Raw genomic sequence first — 17,608 nt, 5'->3', positions numbered from 1 at the left:
AACCTCCTAAAGATTGCGTGCCAGCTTGAGTGCTGACTTGATGTCCGCGGCCTGGCTAGCCTTGTCACCTCCCGCCAAGAGAATGATTACCTCATAGCCCCGCTGAACGAAATACACCCGATAACCTGGACCGTAGTCAATCCGAAGCTCGGATACTCCCTCACCTACCGGCTTACAATCACCCAATACTCCCAGCTCGATTCGACGCAATCGAATATTGATACGAGCTTGCGCTCGATCATCACGCAGGGCAGAGAACCACCTTCTGTACCTATCGGTTTGAATTAGTGTGTGCATGGCGAAAATGTAAACCACAGTTAACACTACATCAATTTACACTTGTTTCAAGCTGTTTATACGAACGCTGCCGCCTTCACTCAGCTTGACCAACATCAAAAAGCCACCCATCGCTCACCCTTAAAATGCCAGGTGGACATTCGACTACCCGCAAGGACTTCCATGAGCGAAGAATCCACCCTCCTGCTCCCCGCCCCCAGCGAACCCACCCCCACTGCGCTGCGCCCGCGCCGGCCACGTCAGCGCAAGCCCGAACCCGCGATTACCCGGATCAGCCAGCAACCCGCCGCACTTGAAGTGGCCACGGCGCCCAAAGGCAGCAACGAAGACAGCACCCGCGCACGCTTGCCTGCCAGCTATCCTTATCGCACCCGCCTGCACCGCCAGGAATACGAGAAGACCAAGCATGCCCTGCAGATCGAACTGCTGAAGGTGCAGAGCTGGGTAAAAGAAACCGGCCAGCGCGTGGTGATTCTGTTCGAAGGCCGCGACGCGGCGGGCAAAGGCGGCACCATCAAGCGTTTCATGGAGCACCTCAACCCGCGCGGCGCGCGGATCGTCGCGCTGGAGAAGCCTTCCGAACAAGAGAAAGGCCAGTGGTACTTCCAGCGCTACATCCAGCACCTGCCGACGGCGGGTGAAATGGTCTTCTTCGACCGCTCCTGGTACAACCGCGCCGGGGTCGAGAAGGTGATGGACTTCTGCACCCCGCTGCAGTACCTGGAGTTCATGCGCCAGGCACCCGACCTTGAGCGCATGCTGTGCAACAGCGGCATTCTGCTGTTCAAGTACTGGTTCTCGGTGAACCGCGAGGAACAGCTACGGCGCTTCATCTCGCGCCGCGACGACCCGCTCAAGCACTGGAAGCTGTCGCCCATCGACATCAAGTCGCTGGATAAGTGGGACGACTACACCGCAGCCAAGGAGGCGATGTTCTTCCATACCGATACGGCCGATGCGCCGTGGACGGTGATCAAGTCCGATGACAAGAAGCGCGCACGCATCAACTGCATCCGCCACTTCCTGCATTCGCTGGATTACCCGGGCAAGGACCCGGCTGTGGCACATGCCGCGGACCCCATGCTGGTAGGGCGCGCATCACGCGACTTCGAAGAGGACGAGGCGCCAGCCACCACCCACTGAAAGGGGCAATCAGAAGTTGGCCATGGCGCTGCAGTATTCAGCCTTGGTGGTCTTCACCGGCTGCTCTACGCCCAGCTGGCGCAGCTCGACGCCACAAGCGTTGTAGCCGCGCACCACCACTTCGTAATCGGCGCCTTTTTGCGGCACGAAATAGAACATGCCCAGGCAATTGGTGACGCTGTTGTAGCTACTGCGCCCGCCGTCGAGAAAGTGCAAGGTGAACGGTTTGCCGGCCGGCACCAGCACTTCGCTGACCGCATCGCCCGCCGCCACAGGGGCGCTGGCAGGCATGCCCAGGGTTTCGCCATTGCGGTCGGCGAAGCCCTCCTTGGGCACTGCAATCACCCCTGCCCCGGGGCTGTACCAGTCGACGCAATCCTTGCCCGGCACAGCGCGCACCATGCCATCGGCAATCACCCGCAGGCGTGCGGTATCGCCCGACGTCGGCGAGCCATACGGGGTGTTGAACGACTTGACGGCGGCAATGTTGCCGCAGCCGGACAGCGCCACAGCCAGCAGGCCAAGCGAAATCGCTGTTTTCATCCGTGAATTCCTCATGAGTGGGTACCGGACATCCGGCAACCTGCCTAGGACCCTCGCTTGCCGCTTGGGTTTCACAGGCAAGTACGATTCAATACGCGCACTTTTTCAGGCACCCCCAAGGATCTACCCATGGCCACCCCTACCAAGCAACAGAAACGCGCCAAACGCGCCGCCAGCAAGGCCAAGCAGAACCGCATGGTGCGCAGCGGCCAGACGGTCAAGGCCAGCGCCGGTGACAGCGCCAGCATCGAGCAGGTGTTCAACAAGGCCATGGAGTCGGACAGCTACAAAGAGCTGTTCGACAAGATGAAGGCGGCACAGGAAACCAGCCTGGTCGCGATGATCTCGGTGTTCCTGGTCGACCCGCTGCTGACCCTGGTACTCAAAGGCCACAAGGAAGAGCACGCCACCGACTACATCGTGCTGGTGTTCACCGCCTACCGCACCTGGCTCGATGGCGCCGACGAAGACACCACCATGGCCTGGCTGGAAAGCGACGCGTTCCAGGAAGCCTATATCACCGCTTCCGAAGTGGTGGCCAAGCAACAGCAGAAGCTGTACGGCTGACCTGCGAAAAGGCCAGACAAACAAAAAGGCCGCACCCAACACAGGGCGCGGCCTTTTCATTCATAGCAGCGCAGATCAGTTATCCAGCGCCACCCGCCCAGCCGCTTCGCGCTTGCGATGCACCAGCAGCCCAGCGGCCACCACACCAATGCTCAGCAAGGCCGTCGCGATGATCTCGGCACGGTGATCTTCACGCAGCCCCATCACCACCAGCACCGCAATGATGAAGGCAATGGTCGCCCAGGTCAGGCCCGGGAACAGCCACATCTTGAAGTCGATCTTCTCGCCACGCGCTTCACGCTGGCTGCGCATGCGCAGTTGCGAAACAGCGATCACCAGGTACACCAGCAGCGCGATGGCGCCGGAGCTGGCCAGCAGGAACTCGAACACCTGGGCCGGCGCAACGAAGTTGGCGAACACGCAGAGGAAGGCCGCGGCAGTGGACAACAGTACCGCCCAGTGCGGGGTGCCCGCTTTGGTAGTGCGCTGCGCAACAGCCGGCGCATCGCCACGTTTGCTCAGCGAGAACAACATGCGCGAAGAGGTGTACAACGCCGAGTTGAGGCAACTGGTCACGGCGATCAGCACGACGATGTCGACGATCAGCTTGGCATTCGGCACGCCGATGCGGCTCAGCACGGTCTGGTAGGAACCCAGTTCCGCCAGGGCCGGGTCGTTCCACGGCACCAGCGCCACGACCAGGAAGATCGACACCAGGTAGAACAGGCAGATACGCCAGATCACCGAGTTCGTGGCGCGGCTGATCTGCTTGCCCGGGTCCTTGGACTCGGCAGCGGCGATGGTGACGATTTCGGTGCCCATGAACGAGAACATGGTGGTCAGCATGGCGGCCAGCACCGCGCCCAAGCCGTTGGGCATGAAGCCCTGGGTGTCGAACAGGTGGCTGACACCGCTCACCTGGCTGCCCGGCGCCAGGCCGAACATGGCCACGCAGCCCACCACGATGAAGCCGATGATCGCCAGCACCTTGAGCAGGGCGAACCAGAATTCGAACTCGCCGTAGTTCTTCACGCTGCACAAGTTGGTCAGGGTCAGCACCAGCGTGATGATCAAGGAGAAGGCCCACAGATCAACAGCAGGGAACCAGGCATGCAGAATGGCTGCGGCCGCGTTGGCTTCCAGCGGGATCACCAGCACCCAGAACCACCAGTACAGCCAGCCGATGGTGAAGCCGGCCCAACGCCCGATGGCGCGGTCGGCATACGTCGAGAAGGAGCCCGTGTCAGGCGAGGCAATGGCCATTTCGCCCAGCATGCGCATGACCAGCACCACCAGCGTACCGGCAGCCGCGTAGGCCATCAGTACGGCAGGCCCTGCGGCCGCAATGGCGTGGCCGGAACCCACGAACAGACCGGCGCCAATTACGCCAGCGATGGACAGCATGGTGACATGCCGCGATTTGAGCCCCTGAGCGAGGTCGTTGGAATTGTTACCGCTCATAAAACTACCTTTGTAAGGAGTGGACCACGCCGACTACGGGAACGAAGCGCGCCCGGGGTTGTTTAGGCGTCGCTGCAATCGGCGGTTTCCCAGTGGCAATAAGCGAGCCAGTTGCTGAAAGCATTCGTCAGAAATCTCTGGCAACCATTAAGGGCGCGGCTTGCAGGGCTTTCGGCCACGCCTTGACCGAAAGGTCGCCAAAACCGCCTGCCAAGTCGGGATTACGGAAATACCCACTTACAAACGCACCAAAGGTGCTCCTAGGTAACACCTTTGCACCGTTGCAATGCAAAAAAGTACAACCTCAAGGTACAACCCATTACCCACGTTCACCCGTTTGCAGGTAAACCGATTACCAACCCTGTGCCGGCGGGTTTACCCGCGAATGGTCCAAAACCGCTTCCAAGAGCGGGCCAAAGCTGGCACCATCGCGCCTTTTTTCATCAAGGCTCTGGTGTTGGGCTAGACCTTCGCGGTCATCCTCGCGACGTTGCACTGCAGCGATGCGACAATCTGCCCCGACAGCGACCCGAGCCCCTAGCGACCCTGTTGGCCGCCTAATGCCGCTATGCTAGCTTGGCGCACGCCAGGAAGGCCGCCAACAGCTGGGAACGCACCCGAACACATGAGGACCGCACATGGCCCAGGCCACGCCCGCGCTGGAAATCCGCAATCTGCACAAACGCTACGGCGAGCAGGAAATTCTCAAGGGCATTTCGCTGACCGCACGCGATGGTGACGTGATCTCCATCCTGGGGTCGTCCGGTTCCGGCAAGTCCACTTTGCTGCGCTGCATCAACCTGCTCGAAAACCCGCACCAGGGCGAAATCCTGGTCGCCGGCGAATCGCTCAAGCTCAAGGCCGCCAAAAACGGTGACCTGATCGCCGCCGACAACCGCCAGATCAACCGCCTGCGCAGCGAGATCGGCTTCGTCTTCCAGAACTTCAACCTGTGGCCGCACATGTCGATCCTCGACAACATCATCGAGGCCCCGCGCCGCGTGCTCGGCCAAAGCAAGGCCGAGGCCATCGAAGCCGCAGAAGCCTTGCTGAACAAGGTTGGCATCTACGACAAGCGCCACAGCTACCCCGCCCAGCTTTCCGGTGGCCAGCAACAGCGCGCCGCCATTGCCCGTACCTTGGCCATGAGGCCCAAGGTCATCCTGTTCGACGAGCCGACCTCGGCGCTCGATCCGGAAATGGTCCAGGAAGTGCTAAACGTTATCCGCGCATTGGCCGAAGAAGGCCGTACCATGCTGCTGGTGACGCACGAGATGAACTTTGCCCGCCAGGTGTCCAGTGAAGTGGTCTTCCTGCACCAGGGCCTGGTTGAAGAGCAAGGATCGCCGCAGCAGGTCTTCGAGAACCCGACCTCGGCGCGTTGCAAGCAATTCATGTCCAGCCACCGCTAACGGAGCAACACGAATGCAGACCTATAAGAAATTCCTCCTGGCCGCTGCCGCCACCCTGGTGTTCTCGGCAAATGCCATGGCAGCCGAAAAACTCAAAATGGGCATCGAGGCGGCCTACCCGCCGTTCAACAACAAGGATGCCAGCGGCCAGGTGGTCGGCTTTGACAAAGACATCGGCGACGCACTGTGCGCCAAGATGAAAGTCGAATGCGAAGTGGTCACCTCTGACTGGGACGGCATCATCCCGGCGTTGAACGCCAAGAAGTTCGACTTCCTGATCTCCTCGCTGTCGATCACCGACGAGCGCAAGCAGGCCGTCGACTTCACCGACCCGTACTACTCGAACAAGCAGCAGTTCATCGCACCGAAAAACGTCGACTTCAAGACCGACCGCGCCTCGCTCAAGGGCAAGACCATCGGTACCCAGCGCGCCACCCAGGCCGCGACCTGGCTGGACGACAACGGCGGCATGGACAACGAGTTCAAGGTCAACCTGTACGATGGCCAGGAAAACGCCTACCTGGACCTGACCTCCGGCCGCCTCGACGCCATCCTCGCCGACAAGTACGCCAACTACGACTGGCTGAAGTCTGCCGCTGGCAAAAACTTCGAGTTCAAAGGCGAACCGGTGAACGACAGCGACAAGGTCGGCATTGCCGTACGCAAAGGTGACGATGAGCTGCGTAACAAGCTCAATGCCGCACTGAAGGAAATTGTCGCCGACGGCACCTACAAAAAGATCAACGACAAGTACTTCCCGTTCAGCATCTATTGATTCGCCCCGACCGGCACGCCCTTGCGGCGTGCCGGTCCCTAGAACGACCCTACCCATGAATATCGACCTGCACGGATTCGGTCCGGCCCTGGCGGCTGGCACCTTGATGACCGTAAAACTGGCGCTCTGCGCCTTGCTGCTGGGGCTGGTCCTGGGCCTGCTCGGTGCCCTGGCCAAGACTTCCCCGGTCAAGCCGCTGCAATGGCTTGGCGGCTTCTACTCGACCCTGGTTCGCGGCGTGCCCGAACTGCTCTGGGTCCTGCTTATCTATTTCGGCACCGTCGGCCTGATGAACAGCATCGGCGAGGCGCTCAACATGCCGGGCCTTGAGCTCAGCGCCTTCGCTGCCGGCGTCATCGCCCTCGGCCTGTGCTTCGGCGCCTACGCCACCGAGGTGTTCCGCGGCGCCATCCTGGCGATCCCCAAGGGGCACCGTGAGGCGGGCCTGGCACTGGGCTTGTCCAAGGCGCGCATCCTCTCGCGCATCATCCTGCCGCAGATGTGGCGCATCGCCCTGCCCGGCCTGGGCAACCTGTTCATGATCCTGATGAAGGACACCGCGCTGGTATCGGTCATCGGCCTTGAAGAAATCATGCGCCACGCGCAAATCGGCGTGACCATGACCAAGGAGCCGTTCACCTTCTACATGGTTGCGGCCTGCATCTACCTGGGCTTGACCGTCGTCGCCATGACCGGCATGTACTTCATGGAAAAACGCGCCGCTCGCGGCTTTGCGAGGGCCGAACAATGAATTGGGAAGTCATCATCAAATGGCTGCCACGCCTGGCCCAGGGCGCGACCCTGACCCTGGAGCTGGTGGCCATCGCTGTGGTTGCCGGGTTGATCCTGGCCATCCCGCTGGGCATTGCCCGCTCGTCGCGGCACTGGTACGTGCGCGCCGTGCCGTTCAGCTACATCTTCTTCTTCCGCGGTACGCCGTTGCTGGTGCAGCTGTTCCTGGTCTATTACGGCCTGGCCCAGTTCGAGGCGGTGCGCAGCAGTGCGTTGTGGCCTTACCTGCGCGATCCGTTCTGGTGCACCGTGCTGACCATGACCCTGCACACCGCCGCCTATATCGCCGAGATTCTGCGCGGTGCGCTGCAGTCGATCCCCAAGGGTGAGATCGAAGCGGCACGGGCACTGGGCATGTCGCGCACCAAGACCCTGATCTACATCATGCTGCCGCGCGCCACGCGGATCGGCCTGCCGGCCTACAGCAACGAGGTGATCCTGATGCTCAAGGCCAGCGCCCTGGCCAGTACCGTCACCCTGCTGGAGCTGACCGGCATGGCGCGTACCATCATTGCCCGGACGTACCTGCCGGTGGAGATCTTCTTTGCCGCCGGGGTGTTTTACCTGGTTATCTCGTTTGTCCTGGTGCAGGGCTTCAAACTGCTGGAGCGCTGGTTGCGGGTAGACGCCTGCCAAGGGCGCTAGACCTCACCCCCGCTCCGACCCTGTAGGAGCGGGCTTGCCCCGCGAAGGGCTGCACAGCAGCCCCAACCCCAGCCGACAACAACCATGACCTCCATCCCCCACAGCGACCGCTTCCAGGCCCTCGACCAGTTCCTGACCGAGCACCAGCACCTGTGGAAACCCAGGCCATTCACCGCGCTGCGCCTGGATTGGGAAGCCGAACACCCCGCACTCTCCGCCCACTTGCGCCAATGCAGCCTGAACGATGCCGAAGCCGAGCGGGTGACGCAAGGCGTGCCCGCCCCCTTCCCCCAACTGGCCCAACAAGCCCAGCAACTCTGCACCCTCGACGCACTCCCCGACGCCGGCCTCCCTCCCGCCGCCCACCGCCTCGACGTTGGCGTGCCCGGTCGCAAATGGCAGCAGATCGAAGCCTTCACCCGCCGGCTGGCCTTCAACGCGCCAACCCGGCACTGGCTGGACTGGTGCTCTGGTAAAGGCCACCTCGGCCGCCGCCTGCTGCAACCCGGCCAGCACCTGACCTGCCTGGAATACGACGCCGAACTCGTGACCGCAGGCCAGGCCCTGAGCGACCACCACCACCTGCCTGCACACCATGTGCACCAGGATGTCATGGCCGCAGACAGCGCCGGCCACCTGGATAGCGACAAGACCGTGGTCGCTCTGCACGCCTGCGGCGACCTGCACGTACGCCTTCTGCACCTGGCCAGCGAGCAAGGCTGCCGGCAAATGGCCGTGGCCCCTTGCTGCTACAACCGCATCCAGGCCCAGCAGTACCAGGCGTTATCCACCGCCGCGCAAGCCTCCAGCCTGCACTTGTCGCTGGACGACCTGGGCTTACCGTTGAGTGAAACCGTCACCGCGGGCGCCCGCGTGCGTCGCCAACGCGACACCTCGATGGCCCGCCGCCTGGGCTTCGATCTGCTGCAACGCCAGCAGCGCCAGTGTGATGATTACCTGCCCACTCCCTCGCTGCCGGTGGCCTGGCTGGACAAGCCTTTCGAGGCGTACTGCCGGGGCCTGGCCGAGCTCAAGCACGTGCCCCTGAGCGGCACCCCCGACTGGGCTGCCCTGGAAGCCGCCGGCTGGCAGCGCCTGGCAGAAGTGCGCAACCTGGAACGTGTGCGCAACCTGTTCCGCCGCCCGCTGGAACTGTGGCTGATACTCGACCGTGCGCTGTTTCTGGAAGAACAGGGTTATGCCGTACGCCTCGGGTTGTTCTGTGACTACCCCCTCACCCCGCGCAACATCCTCATCCTGGCAGAACGCGACCGTTAGCCGCAGCACAACCTGTGGATAACTCTGTGCACAAGCTTTTGATGAATGGTTGGATCCAAGCGCTATTTCAAGCGTTTGGCTTATTCCTTCGTACAGCTCAAGGCCAGCAAAAACAGGCGTTTGCGCAAAGACCAGCGGTGTAGCAGCTCGGCATGCCTTTCGCGCAAGTTGGCAATGCTACTTGTGCATAAACTTTTCTTGTGCGCCCGCCTAGGGCCGCAAAGCGGCCCTGTGGGTCAGCGGAATTTGTTCTTGGCCAGCTCGATATCGTTCATCAATGCCTTGGCCATCGCCGTCAGGTAATCGGCCGCACCCAACAGCTTGTGGTCGTCTTCCAGATCACCCTCCCTGAGCAGATGCTTGATGTAGCTGAGCAGCACAGAGACCTGTTCATAGGCATCGTCGATCGCAATACCGGGCTGCACCCGCAACAGGCCAACGGGTGGGTCGCCGACGTCCAGGAAGGTTTCCAGGCCGGCTGTGGTGATGGGCTTGGGGTTATCGTTCATGCGATTTCCCCCTCCGCGCTCATGCGTTCACTGGCGTGCTGCAGCAATATCGCTGCCGACTCGGCGGCCTGAGCTGTGTGGGCCAGCCGGCTAAGGCCAGGTTCGCCGGCGTGGGCGCGGCAGTGTTCGTCGAGGGTTTGGGCCACAGCGCGGATGAGCTCGCGGGCCTGGGTGAGTGCGTCGTGTGGGGAGATGTCGCTGTGGATAGAGAAGTAGGGGGTGTGGATGAGCGGGCGTGGTGGGTCGGGGACGATCTTGATCATGGCGTAACTCCTTATTCACGGAAGGAACTGCCACTAAATCTTTCTCACGGATTTAGGTGGCAGCCATACGCGGGGTGAGAAACCGAGTGAATAAGGAAAGCCCCGGCCAGACCGAAGTCTGCCCGCGTACAGCCACCATTTGGGTGACGCTCATTCGTGGTCGGGTTCTCACACCCGGTCGCCGAAGCGACCCAGAAACGGTATCCGTGAGGCATTTCCCCGACAACAGCGATACTTCAGCAGCGCGCGTAGGATAGGTCCGAAGCATGCAAACCCGGAAGCATTTGGTTTCAGGTTCAGAAATGCCCTACAGCTGATAGCCGCCTTGATTGTAGGAGCGGCCTTGCGTCGCGAAAGGGCTGCGAAGCAGCCCCAGCAATGTGTGAACAAACGTCGATACCTGCGTTGGTTCGCAAACCTGGGGCTGCTTCGCAGCCCTTTCGCGACGCAAGGCCGCTCCTACACACGCACGCACGACGGTTGAAGATGGTCGATCAGCGCCCGCAAAGCTCGCACTGCACACCTCCCCACGGTGTATCATTCACCCCCACATCATTAAAAAGAGACGTCGCGCGCTGCCCGCCAGCCCCGCGACCTTCTGGCGTTGCGCCAGAACCGACAATGGACTAACGGACTTCCTCATCGTGACCCAAGCCAAACCCCTAGCCCTGTTGACCTTCGCCATGGCCCTGACCGCCTGCGCCAGCGACACCCCAAGCCACCCTTCCAGCCACCTGGGCTGGGACACCCCCGGCATGCAACTGGGCGGCGACAGAGGCCTGCCCCTGCGCGTCGAGAGCCCTTGCCGCAAGCGCGGCTGCGACAACGACAAGCTGTTCTTCAACCCTGGCAAAACCGAACCAAGCGTCAACACGATCCACCGCGGCTGGTAAGAAAAATCTCCTTTTAAGCCGGTGACTTAGGTCATTTGCAAACAATCGCAAGGAAGTGGTTTACAGGCGCCAAACGATCGTTATAATGACGCCCCATTGCCGGTATAGCTCAGATGGTAGAGCAACTGACTTGTAATCAGTAGGTCCCGGGTTCGATTCCTGGTGCCGGCACCATTCAAGGTTCCATAGAAAGCTTTCAAAATCTCTGGAACCCCCGAAAAACCCGCCTTCTGGCGGGTTTTTTCGTTTTGGCGTTCCGTCGGATTCCGGGGGTAGCCAGCGCTAATAAGGGTAGTTTTAAGGATAGAGGTCCGTTTCGATATCGGAGACTACCCTTATGGCCCGCACCACTGCCCCGCTTACAGACACCACCTGTCGCACGGCAAAGCCCAGAGAGCGCGAGTACAAGCTCTTCGACGGCGACGGTCTTTACCTGCTTGTGCAACCCAACGGCCGCAAAGGCTGGCGGCTCAGGTACGTGAAACCGGATGGCCGCGAAGGCCTGACCGCCCTCGGCAGCTATCCGGTGGTCGGGCTAGGCGATGCACGCCGCAAGCGCTTCGAGATCAAGCAGCAGCTCGCTAACGGCATAGATCCCATCCAGTACAAACAACAAACCAAGACTCAGGCCGTGATCAACGGCCGGACCTTCGAAAGCGTTGCGCTCGACTGGCACGCCAGCATGGTGCCCAAGTGGGCGCCCGGCCACGCCAAGACAGTGCTCAGCCGATTGAAAACTCACGTATTCCCTTTGATCGGTGCCAGAGCAATCGTTGAGTTGGACACCCACGACCTCATGCAGCCACTGGAAGCCGTGACGAAGCGCGGCACCATCGACGTGGCGCTCAGGATCAAGAACTACCTGCAAAGCATCATGCGTGAAGCCAAACGGCTGCGGCTGATCACAGCGAACCCGGCTCACGACCTCGATGGCTCGATCAAGACACCACGGGTAACTCACAGACCCGCACTACCCTTATCGCGGCTGCCAGAGCTACTGGCATGCATTGAGGATTACAGAGGTCGCCCGCTCACGCGCCACACGGTGATGCTGTCGTTGCATGTATTCGTACGCTCCAGTGAACTGCGCTTCGCCCGATGGAACGAGTTCGACCTCAAGCGCGGCATCTGGGAGATCCCGACACCCGCCCGGCGCTGGACGGTGTGCCCTTTTCCACAAGGGGTACAAAGATGGCCGGGGATATCCACGTTGTACCCTTATCGCCCCAGGCAGTGGCCTTGCTTGAGCAGATCCACGCGATCACCGGCAAGTTCGACCTAGTGTTCGCGGGAGATGCCAAACCGTGGAAACCGATGTCCGAGAACACGGTGAATGTAGCGCTCAGGACGATGGGCTACGACACCAAGGTGGATATCTGCGGCCACGGGTTCCGAGCCATGGCGTGCAGTGCGCTGGTCGAGTCCGGGCTGTGGTCGGAGACGGCTATCGAGCGGCAGATGAGCCACAAGGAACGCAACAACGTGCGCGCCGCCTATACCCACAAGGCCGAGTTCCTCGAAGAGCGCCGGATGATCATGACCTGGTGGAGCCGGTTTCTAGAGGCAAACCGCGAGGACCATGTGACGCCGCATGAGTTTGCCAGGCAGACGGGCGAGAACGTCACGCGCCTGCGCAGTGCCAAGAGGACCGAGTAACCCGCCGCACCACCACCTCAAACTCGCTGTGAAGTTACCCACAGCACCCCATGAAGCTCCTCCGCGCGGGTCCTTTCAAACGGGCCTGCAAAGCCGCCCCGCTTGAAAGCACCATACCTAAAAAAAAACTGCTGGCACAGAGTACGTCTGTGGAAAACCACTGATGTCCACCGGGGGATAGTTTTATCCACAGGCGCTAAATCCCTGAAATCGCTTTGCTTGACGAATATTGTCCACAGGCGTAGACCGGGAGTTGCAAGCGCTGTCGATGACAGCACCCCAGGTGACCCGAACCTTCAAGGTCACGCCGCTCCCGCGGTGGTTCTCCCCAAGGGCGATTAGCATTCGGCAGCTCGCCCGGTCACTACCCATGTGATGGATGCTCTTACACATAAAGCGCTCGTGCGCCAGATGCTCCGTACCTTGCTGCCCTGCAGCAACCTATCCGCTTGGCCGAATACTGCGCCAACCTGTGCCCGTCTCTTTTCCTGAAAAGAGACGGGCACTTCTACCACTGCTGCAGCCCTGATCGCACGTGGCTTTGCGGCATTCCCCCTCGTGACAATCGGCGTGACAAACGCCGATGTCACCAGCAACAGCCTTGTAGATGATGGTGCCGCAGACCACGGAATGGACTGCACCTGACTGACAGTCAGGCATGCCCCGGTCATCGCATTGCTGCGTTCACTCGGCTCAGGATCTTCGAGTGCGATCCATGAACCCCACCTACCGCCAGATGGAGCTTCGATTTACCGTTGCATCTCCGGTGAGCAGTTCCACGGCAGCAGCGCTTCGTAGTCCTCTACCGACGAGGCATGCGGCAACCGCTCCAGTACGTGGCGCAGCCACGTATAGGGCTCTTGGCCGTTGGCCTTCGCGGTCTCGACCAAGCTGTAGATCTGTGCACTAGCCGCAGCACCCTTGGGCGTGTCGCTGAACAACCAGGCCTTGCGCCCGATGACAAACGGCTTTATCGCACGCTCTGCCAGGTTATTGTCGATCGGCAAATGGCCGGCCTCGACATAGCGTTCCAGCCGGCTCCAGTTGTTCGCCAGATACTGCACCGCCTTACCCAGCACGCTTTGCGGTGTGACTTGGGACTGCGTCTTGTCCAGCCAGCTTTTCAACTGGCCGAGGATCGGCAGGCTTCGTTCCTGGCGACCGATGAACCGCTGGTCATCGCTGACATCCTTGAGTTCACGCTCGATGCCATACAGCTTGTTGATCATCGCCAGCGCCACATCGGCACGTCCCGTCTTGCCTTTGGGCTGCACCTTTTGCGCCTCGACAAACTTGCGTCGTGCATGAACCATGCACGCCAACCGTTCGACACCGGGCTGTAATGCCAACGCGTTGTAACCGGCGTAATCATCGGTCATGACATAACCGCGATAGCCCTCCAGCAGGCGCAACGGTACCTCCTGCGCACGGCTGGTGGTGTAGTCGAACAATACGACTTGTCGATCAGGTAAGCCGCTGGCCTGTACCCACATCCAGGACTGGCTGGTCGGGTCGCGATCCGGTTCCTTGAGCACCTGCACCCGCGTTTCATCGCAGTGAATCACCGGGCTTTCCAACAACCGCTCACGCATCAGGTTCAGCAGCGGCTGGAAGTGTTCGCTGCACTGGATTACCCAGCGGGCCAAGGTTTGCCGGGGGATTTCGATGCCATGCCGGGACAGTACGCTTTCAAAACGGTGTAGCGGCAGACCATCGACATACTTGGTGGTCAACAGCATGGCCAGCACGCTGGGGCTGGCCATGCTCTTTTCGATCAGCTGTGCCGGTTTGTCGGCGGTGACCGGCGCCGCTTCACAACCACGGCAGCCGTAGACCTTGCGCACATGTTTGAGCACGCGGATCTGCATCGGCACGATATCGAGCTGCTCGCTGGTTTCCTCGCCAACCACATGTTTGCGGCAACCGCAGGCGCAGGTCAGCTCGTGCTCGGGCAAGTCGTGGATGACTTCGACACGTGGCAGCTCAGCCGACAACGGTTTGCGCTTGCCACGACGTTTGACTGGGGCAACGACTTCTTCGTCCGCATCCTCAACCACGGCCAGCAACGGCTCGCTTTCCGGCTCGTTGAACATTGCCAGTTGCGGCGTATTGGGATCGACCGTCTGCTCGGATTTGCGGTTGAACAGGCGATCACGCAGCAGCTTGATCTGTTCTTTCAGGTCGACGATGTGGGTGGCATAGGCTTCGTTGACTTCCTGCTCGCGCAAGCGTGCTTCGTAGGCCTCAAGCAACATCTGCTTGAGTAGTACGGGATCGTCTGGAAGGTTGTCGGGCAAGGAAATCATGCCCCGGATTATACCGGGTCAGGCAACGAAACGGGGTGTCAGAACCTGATGTGGACGGTTGCGCCAGAGGTCGAAGCCGTCGAGTAACCAGTTAAGTTCCTGGACGGTCAGGACGATGGCTTCGTCGGTGGCGTCGGGGGAAGTTTTGAAACGTTCGGCTTCGAGGCGCTTGAGCCAAAGGCAGAAGCCGTTGCGCTCCCAGTACAACACCTTGATGCGGTTACGGGCTTTATTGAGGAAGACGAAAAGTACGGGGTCGAACACGGCGACTTTGATGTCCAGCTCGACCAGGGCGGTGAGGCCGTCGATGGATTTTCGAAAATCCACAGGCTTGGGGTAGAGGTAAACTTTTTCGACTTTGCTGTCGGGACGCATCATGGCGGACTGGCTCCAGAAAGAAATCGGGAGCGCAGCATCGGGCTTCAGGTAGTCGCTTGGAATGTGGGCTTCATGGAGCGGACACGGATCTTCAGGCGCTGCTTTAGTCAGCCAGCGCTGCCTCCACCCGCCCACCGGTAACGGTGCTCAGGAGGCCAGATCATGAGATGCCCTTGCTCCCGGTTGTAAGGAGCCGCCAGTCCCGCGTAGAGGACATTCCCCACAGGTCGCAGGGGCCTTGATCCCTGATAACACTCAGCATTCTTGGCGGGATGACGTGGGGCGAGGGTCGGTGAAAAAATGAGGTGATCGGCATTGGTGGGTATAGAAGATGGCCGCAATTTCAGCTATGAGCTACGCAGCGCCACAGGTGCCAATGTAGTTTTTGGAAGCGACTATCTTACATTATGAGCCGAAATGCTTTGATGAGCCTTAAGCTGAGCTAAATAAACTCCAGAGAAAGCTGCCTAGTAAATTCGAATGGCCTTTCTGGGCTTTTTTCAAGATGGCTAATCAAATTAGCCCTAAAGCCAGCGAAATTCCCTAACAAGGCGTCATTTCGCAAGACATATTCGCATAAGCCTGGCGATAACTTAAACCCTCTTCTCACTGATAGATCAATAGCTTTTATCGCCATTTTTGCAGGATAAGGATTATGTATTAGATTAATATCTAGAATTTTACGCCTAATAGACTGCCTACAAAATTTAGGCAAATAGAAACATTCACTATTAATGTTAAATATGGCAGCATCAGTAGTAAAGAAGGTTGTCCTGCACAGATCTTCTATGCATATTGCTTTCACGTACCCTTCGCGAACAGCCCACGTATCTTCTAGAGACCAAATATCATAAGGGCGCCCTAAAAAGAAAAACCTATACCCTCCAAACCTATTTCTCACAGGTGAGTAATTTCGGATTGCATAGTATATTTCTTCGGCAGATGCGCTTGATACCAAATCTATATCCGAATTAAAAAATTCAGGACGCCCTAACGTTAGATCGCGAATCATCCCACCAAATATAGCTAAGTCAGCGAGAGAGCTTTTCAGGTGCTGAATCGGATGAGTTTCTCCCAGCTCCTCACCGAGAAATACCTGAATTTTCTTTTTCGCTGACTTTGAATTCATTGAGCTATCTCACCCACGAGCTTGATAGGAGCGGAGCTCCTGAAGAAGGTTTACCGCATAGGAGTCTGTCATGCCAGATATCATATCCGTCAATAGTAGACATTGGCGGTACCGTAATGGTAGGCCCTTCAGATCGCCAGGAGGCGAGTTGTACACGCGCCGATAGTTTTCAGATATCCTCATAAAGACATATCGATTATATGGATGACTAGGGCGATAAACTTCATTATCTGGGTTAGTTTCTAAAATAGCAGCCCAGAAAATATCCATTAATCCACGTATCGTGTTATAACCAGTCAACTCAACCTCTAGGACTGAACGATGTTGAAACGTATGATTAAAAGAAAAGTCGCCCAGTAACTCACGCAACCGCGAAACACTCGAAATATCTAACAAGGCCCTGGGAGCCAAGCCCTCGATAAAACTGTTCTGATTTTCGACAAACGCATCAACGCAAGAGTTGATCATCATCCCAATTGCATAAACTCTAAAACGCTGCATGGATACATCATTTAGTTCTGCAGGAGACAAGTCTAATAGCCGATACTCAACATGCTTCGCTCGTGACTTCTCCACCAACTCATTAATTACATTATCTTGAGGGGCGTGGTGCTCCAAGTAAGCTAGAAGGTCTGAAAATGAAGCCAGTCCTTTTTTGACAGCATCCTCAATATCAAGAACCGCATAAGCAATATCGTCGCAAGCCTCCATGATGTAAGACATTGGGTGACGTTTGCCGATTGAGAGACCAACACTTTCTAGAACATGTTTTGCTATCGACTCTTCGGACAAAAAGAAACCATGCTTCTTGGTGCAAACGTTGTTCTTATTTACACCCATCGCCCCAACAGGGTACTTCATCATGGCAGCAAGTGTCGCAACAGTTAGATCTAGCCCAAAATCATCATTAAGCACTTGAAGCCGTGTTACCAACCTAAATGCCTGAGCATTACCTTCAAATTTTAAGAAGTCACGATACTGCCGTTCCGTCAGCACGCTGAATTTCTTACCGGCAACTGAACTAATATTGTCGAAAAACCAGCTTTGGATTGCCCCCTCCCCTTGATGGCCAAAGGGTGGATTTCCTAAATCGTGGACAAGACCTACTGCAGCAAGAAGGGAAGGAATATCCCTCACAGCAGTGGGAACTTCACTCGCAATGTTATTCGAGTATACCAGTGTAGTGCCGAAGCTACGGGCTAAGTTCGAAACCTCGTGTGAATGTGTCAATCTGTTCCGAACGCTGTCGTTCCTATCAAGGGGGAACACTTGAGTTTTGTCTGCCATTCGTCGGACGGGGGCACAAAACAAAATGCGATCATAGTCGCGCTCGATTTCGGTGCGGAGTTCCACTCTTCCGCTACTTGAACTGGCTGCAGGCACGACGGTGCCTGCATCGGTTTTTTTCCGACGACTCGCACTCAGAAGACTGGTCCACACCGACCTCGGCTCTGCAGTGGCAGGGATTGGGGCTTCTTGCATCGAGGTCAATTCGTATCTCCTTGAAAAATATGAACTTCTTGTCGGCGCTGCGGCTGCTTCGACTGGAGGTGGCTATTAT

Annotated in this window: 17 protein-coding genes, 1 tRNA gene and 1 pseudogene; 10 read left to right on the top strand and 9 right to left on the bottom strand. The window is 58.6% G+C overall.

Annotated elements, in window-relative coordinates:
- Nucleotides 1–6: 6 nt before the first annotated feature.
- On the bottom strand, nt 7–297 hold the full coding sequence (locus LOY26_RS01330; RefSeq protein ID WP_186661448.1) for a type II toxin-antitoxin system RelE/ParE family toxin: 291 nt from the start codon (nt 295–297) through the stop codon (nt 7–9).
- Nucleotides 298–459: 162 nt separating this feature from the next.
- Here LOY26_RS01330 and ppk2 point away from each other — a divergent pair, with 162 nt between their 5' ends.
- Nucleotides 460–1,440, top strand: a complete 981-nt coding sequence (gene ppk2 / locus LOY26_RS01325; RefSeq protein WP_258714316.1) for a polyphosphate kinase 2 — start codon at nt 460–462, stop codon at nt 1,438–1,440.
- Between the two features lie 9 nt (nt 1,441–1,449).
- Here ppk2 and LOY26_RS01320 read toward each other — a convergent pair whose 3' ends face one another.
- Complete coding sequence (locus LOY26_RS01320) at nt 1,450–1,983, bottom strand: hypothetical protein (RefSeq protein ID WP_050506183.1); 534 nt, start codon at nt 1,981–1,983, stop codon at nt 1,450–1,452.
- 129 nt (nt 1,984–2,112) lie between these two features.
- Here LOY26_RS01320 and LOY26_RS01315 point away from each other — a divergent pair, with 129 nt between their 5' ends.
- A complete protein-coding gene (locus LOY26_RS01315) occupies nt 2,113–2,550 on the top strand; it encodes a hypothetical protein (protein WP_033703188.1) in 438 nt (145 codons plus the stop codon).
- Between the two features lie 75 nt (nt 2,551–2,625).
- On the opposite strand, the gene gabP is transcribed toward LOY26_RS01315, so the two are convergent.
- Nucleotides 2,626–4,011: a GABA permease gene (gene gabP, locus LOY26_RS01310; RefSeq protein ID WP_033703189.1), complete on the bottom strand. Its 1,386-nt coding sequence runs from the start codon at nt 4,009–4,011 to the stop codon at nt 2,626–2,628.
- 638 nt (nt 4,012–4,649) lie between these two features.
- Here gabP and LOY26_RS01305 point away from each other — a divergent pair.
- From LOY26_RS01305 to LOY26_RS01285, 5 genes are all read left to right on the top strand, one after another.
- Nucleotides 4,650–5,423, top strand: coding sequence for an ABC transporter ATP-binding protein (locus tag LOY26_RS01305; protein ID WP_027917578.1), 774 nt, complete (start codon nt 4,650–4,652; stop codon nt 5,421–5,423).
- A 13-nt stretch (nt 5,424–5,436) separates the two neighbouring features.
- On the top strand, nt 5,437–6,198 hold the full coding sequence (locus LOY26_RS01300; protein ID WP_033703190.1) for an ABC transporter substrate-binding protein: 762 nt from the start codon (nt 5,437–5,439) through the stop codon (nt 6,196–6,198).
- Between the two features lie 55 nt (nt 6,199–6,253).
- Entirely contained in the window at nt 6,254–6,949 is a 696-nt protein-coding gene (locus LOY26_RS01295) for an ABC transporter permease (RefSeq protein WP_033703191.1), read from the top strand.
- A complete protein-coding gene (locus tag LOY26_RS01290) occupies nt 6,946–7,635 on the top strand; it encodes an ABC transporter permease (RefSeq protein WP_047582943.1) in 690 nt (229 codons plus the stop codon). Before LOY26_RS01295 ends, LOY26_RS01290 begins: the two co-directional genes overlap by 4 nt.
- Before the next feature lie 84 nt (nt 7,636–7,719).
- Nucleotides 7,720–8,913 carry an SAM-dependent methyltransferase gene (locus LOY26_RS01285; RefSeq protein ID WP_258714315.1) on the top strand — a complete coding sequence of 398 codons (1,194 nt, stop codon included), beginning with the start codon at nt 7,720–7,722 and terminating at the stop codon, nt 8,911–8,913.
- A gap of 236 nt (nt 8,914–9,149) precedes the next feature.
- Here LOY26_RS01285 and LOY26_RS01280 read toward each other — a convergent pair whose 3' ends face one another.
- Both LOY26_RS01280 and LOY26_RS01275 read right to left on the bottom strand, forming a co-directional pair.
- Complete coding sequence (locus LOY26_RS01280) at nt 9,150–9,422, bottom strand: DUF3077 domain-containing protein (RefSeq protein ID WP_258714314.1); 273 nt, start codon at nt 9,420–9,422, stop codon at nt 9,150–9,152.
- Nucleotides 9,419–9,685, bottom strand: a complete 267-nt coding sequence (locus LOY26_RS01275; protein ID WP_258714313.1) for a hypothetical protein — start codon at nt 9,683–9,685, stop codon at nt 9,419–9,421. Before LOY26_RS01275 ends, LOY26_RS01280 begins: the two co-directional genes overlap by 4 nt.
- A gap of 644 nt (nt 9,686–10,329) precedes the next feature.
- Here LOY26_RS01275 and LOY26_RS01270 point away from each other — a divergent pair.
- The 3 genes and pseudogenes from LOY26_RS01270 to LOY26_RS01260 all read left to right on the top strand — a co-directional run bounded on the left by LOY26_RS01270 (nt 10,330) and on the right by LOY26_RS01260 (nt 12,234).
- Nucleotides 10,330–10,578, top strand: coding sequence for a hypothetical protein (locus LOY26_RS01270; RefSeq protein ID WP_033703195.1), 249 nt, complete (start codon nt 10,330–10,332; stop codon nt 10,576–10,578).
- Between the two features lie 98 nt (nt 10,579–10,676).
- Nucleotides 10,677–10,752 (top strand) — tRNA-Thr (locus tag LOY26_RS01265).
- A gap of 163 nt (nt 10,753–10,915) precedes the next feature.
- A pseudogene (locus LOY26_RS01260) lies at nt 10,916–12,234 on the top strand (tyrosine-type recombinase/integrase).
- Nucleotides 12,235–12,983: 749 nt separating this feature from the next.
- Here the strand turns inward: LOY26_RS01260 and tnpC are convergent.
- The 4 genes from tnpC to dgt form a co-directional block, all read right to left on the bottom strand.
- Nucleotides 12,984–14,540: an IS66 family transposase gene (gene tnpC, locus LOY26_RS01255; RefSeq protein ID WP_258713692.1), complete on the bottom strand. Its 1,557-nt coding sequence runs from the start codon at nt 14,538–14,540 to the stop codon at nt 12,984–12,986.
- 18 nt (nt 14,541–14,558) lie between these two features.
- On the bottom strand, nt 14,559–14,918 hold the full coding sequence (gene tnpB / locus LOY26_RS01250) for an IS66 family insertion sequence element accessory protein TnpB (protein ID WP_009687920.1): 360 nt from the start codon (nt 14,916–14,918) through the stop codon (nt 14,559–14,561).
- A 442-nt stretch (nt 14,919–15,360) separates the two neighbouring features.
- Nucleotides 15,361–16,047, bottom strand: coding sequence for a hypothetical protein (locus tag LOY26_RS01245; RefSeq protein WP_186711451.1), 687 nt, complete (start codon nt 16,045–16,047; stop codon nt 15,361–15,363).
- Nucleotides 16,048–16,056: 9 nt separating this feature from the next.
- Nucleotides 16,057–17,529, bottom strand: coding sequence for a dGTP triphosphohydrolase (dgt, locus tag LOY26_RS01240; RefSeq protein ID WP_186711463.1), 1,473 nt, complete (start codon nt 17,527–17,529; stop codon nt 16,057–16,059).
- Nucleotides 17,530–17,608 lie beyond the last annotated feature (79 nt).

This window comes from Pseudomonas sp. B21-047 (assembly GCF_024748775.1).
GTDB classification, from domain to species: Bacteria; Pseudomonadota; Gammaproteobacteria; order Pseudomonadales; family Pseudomonadaceae; genus Aquipseudomonas; species Aquipseudomonas capeferrum.
Note: the sequence above shows the minus strand (reverse complement) of the source record. Positions and strands in the feature narration are given on the sequence as shown.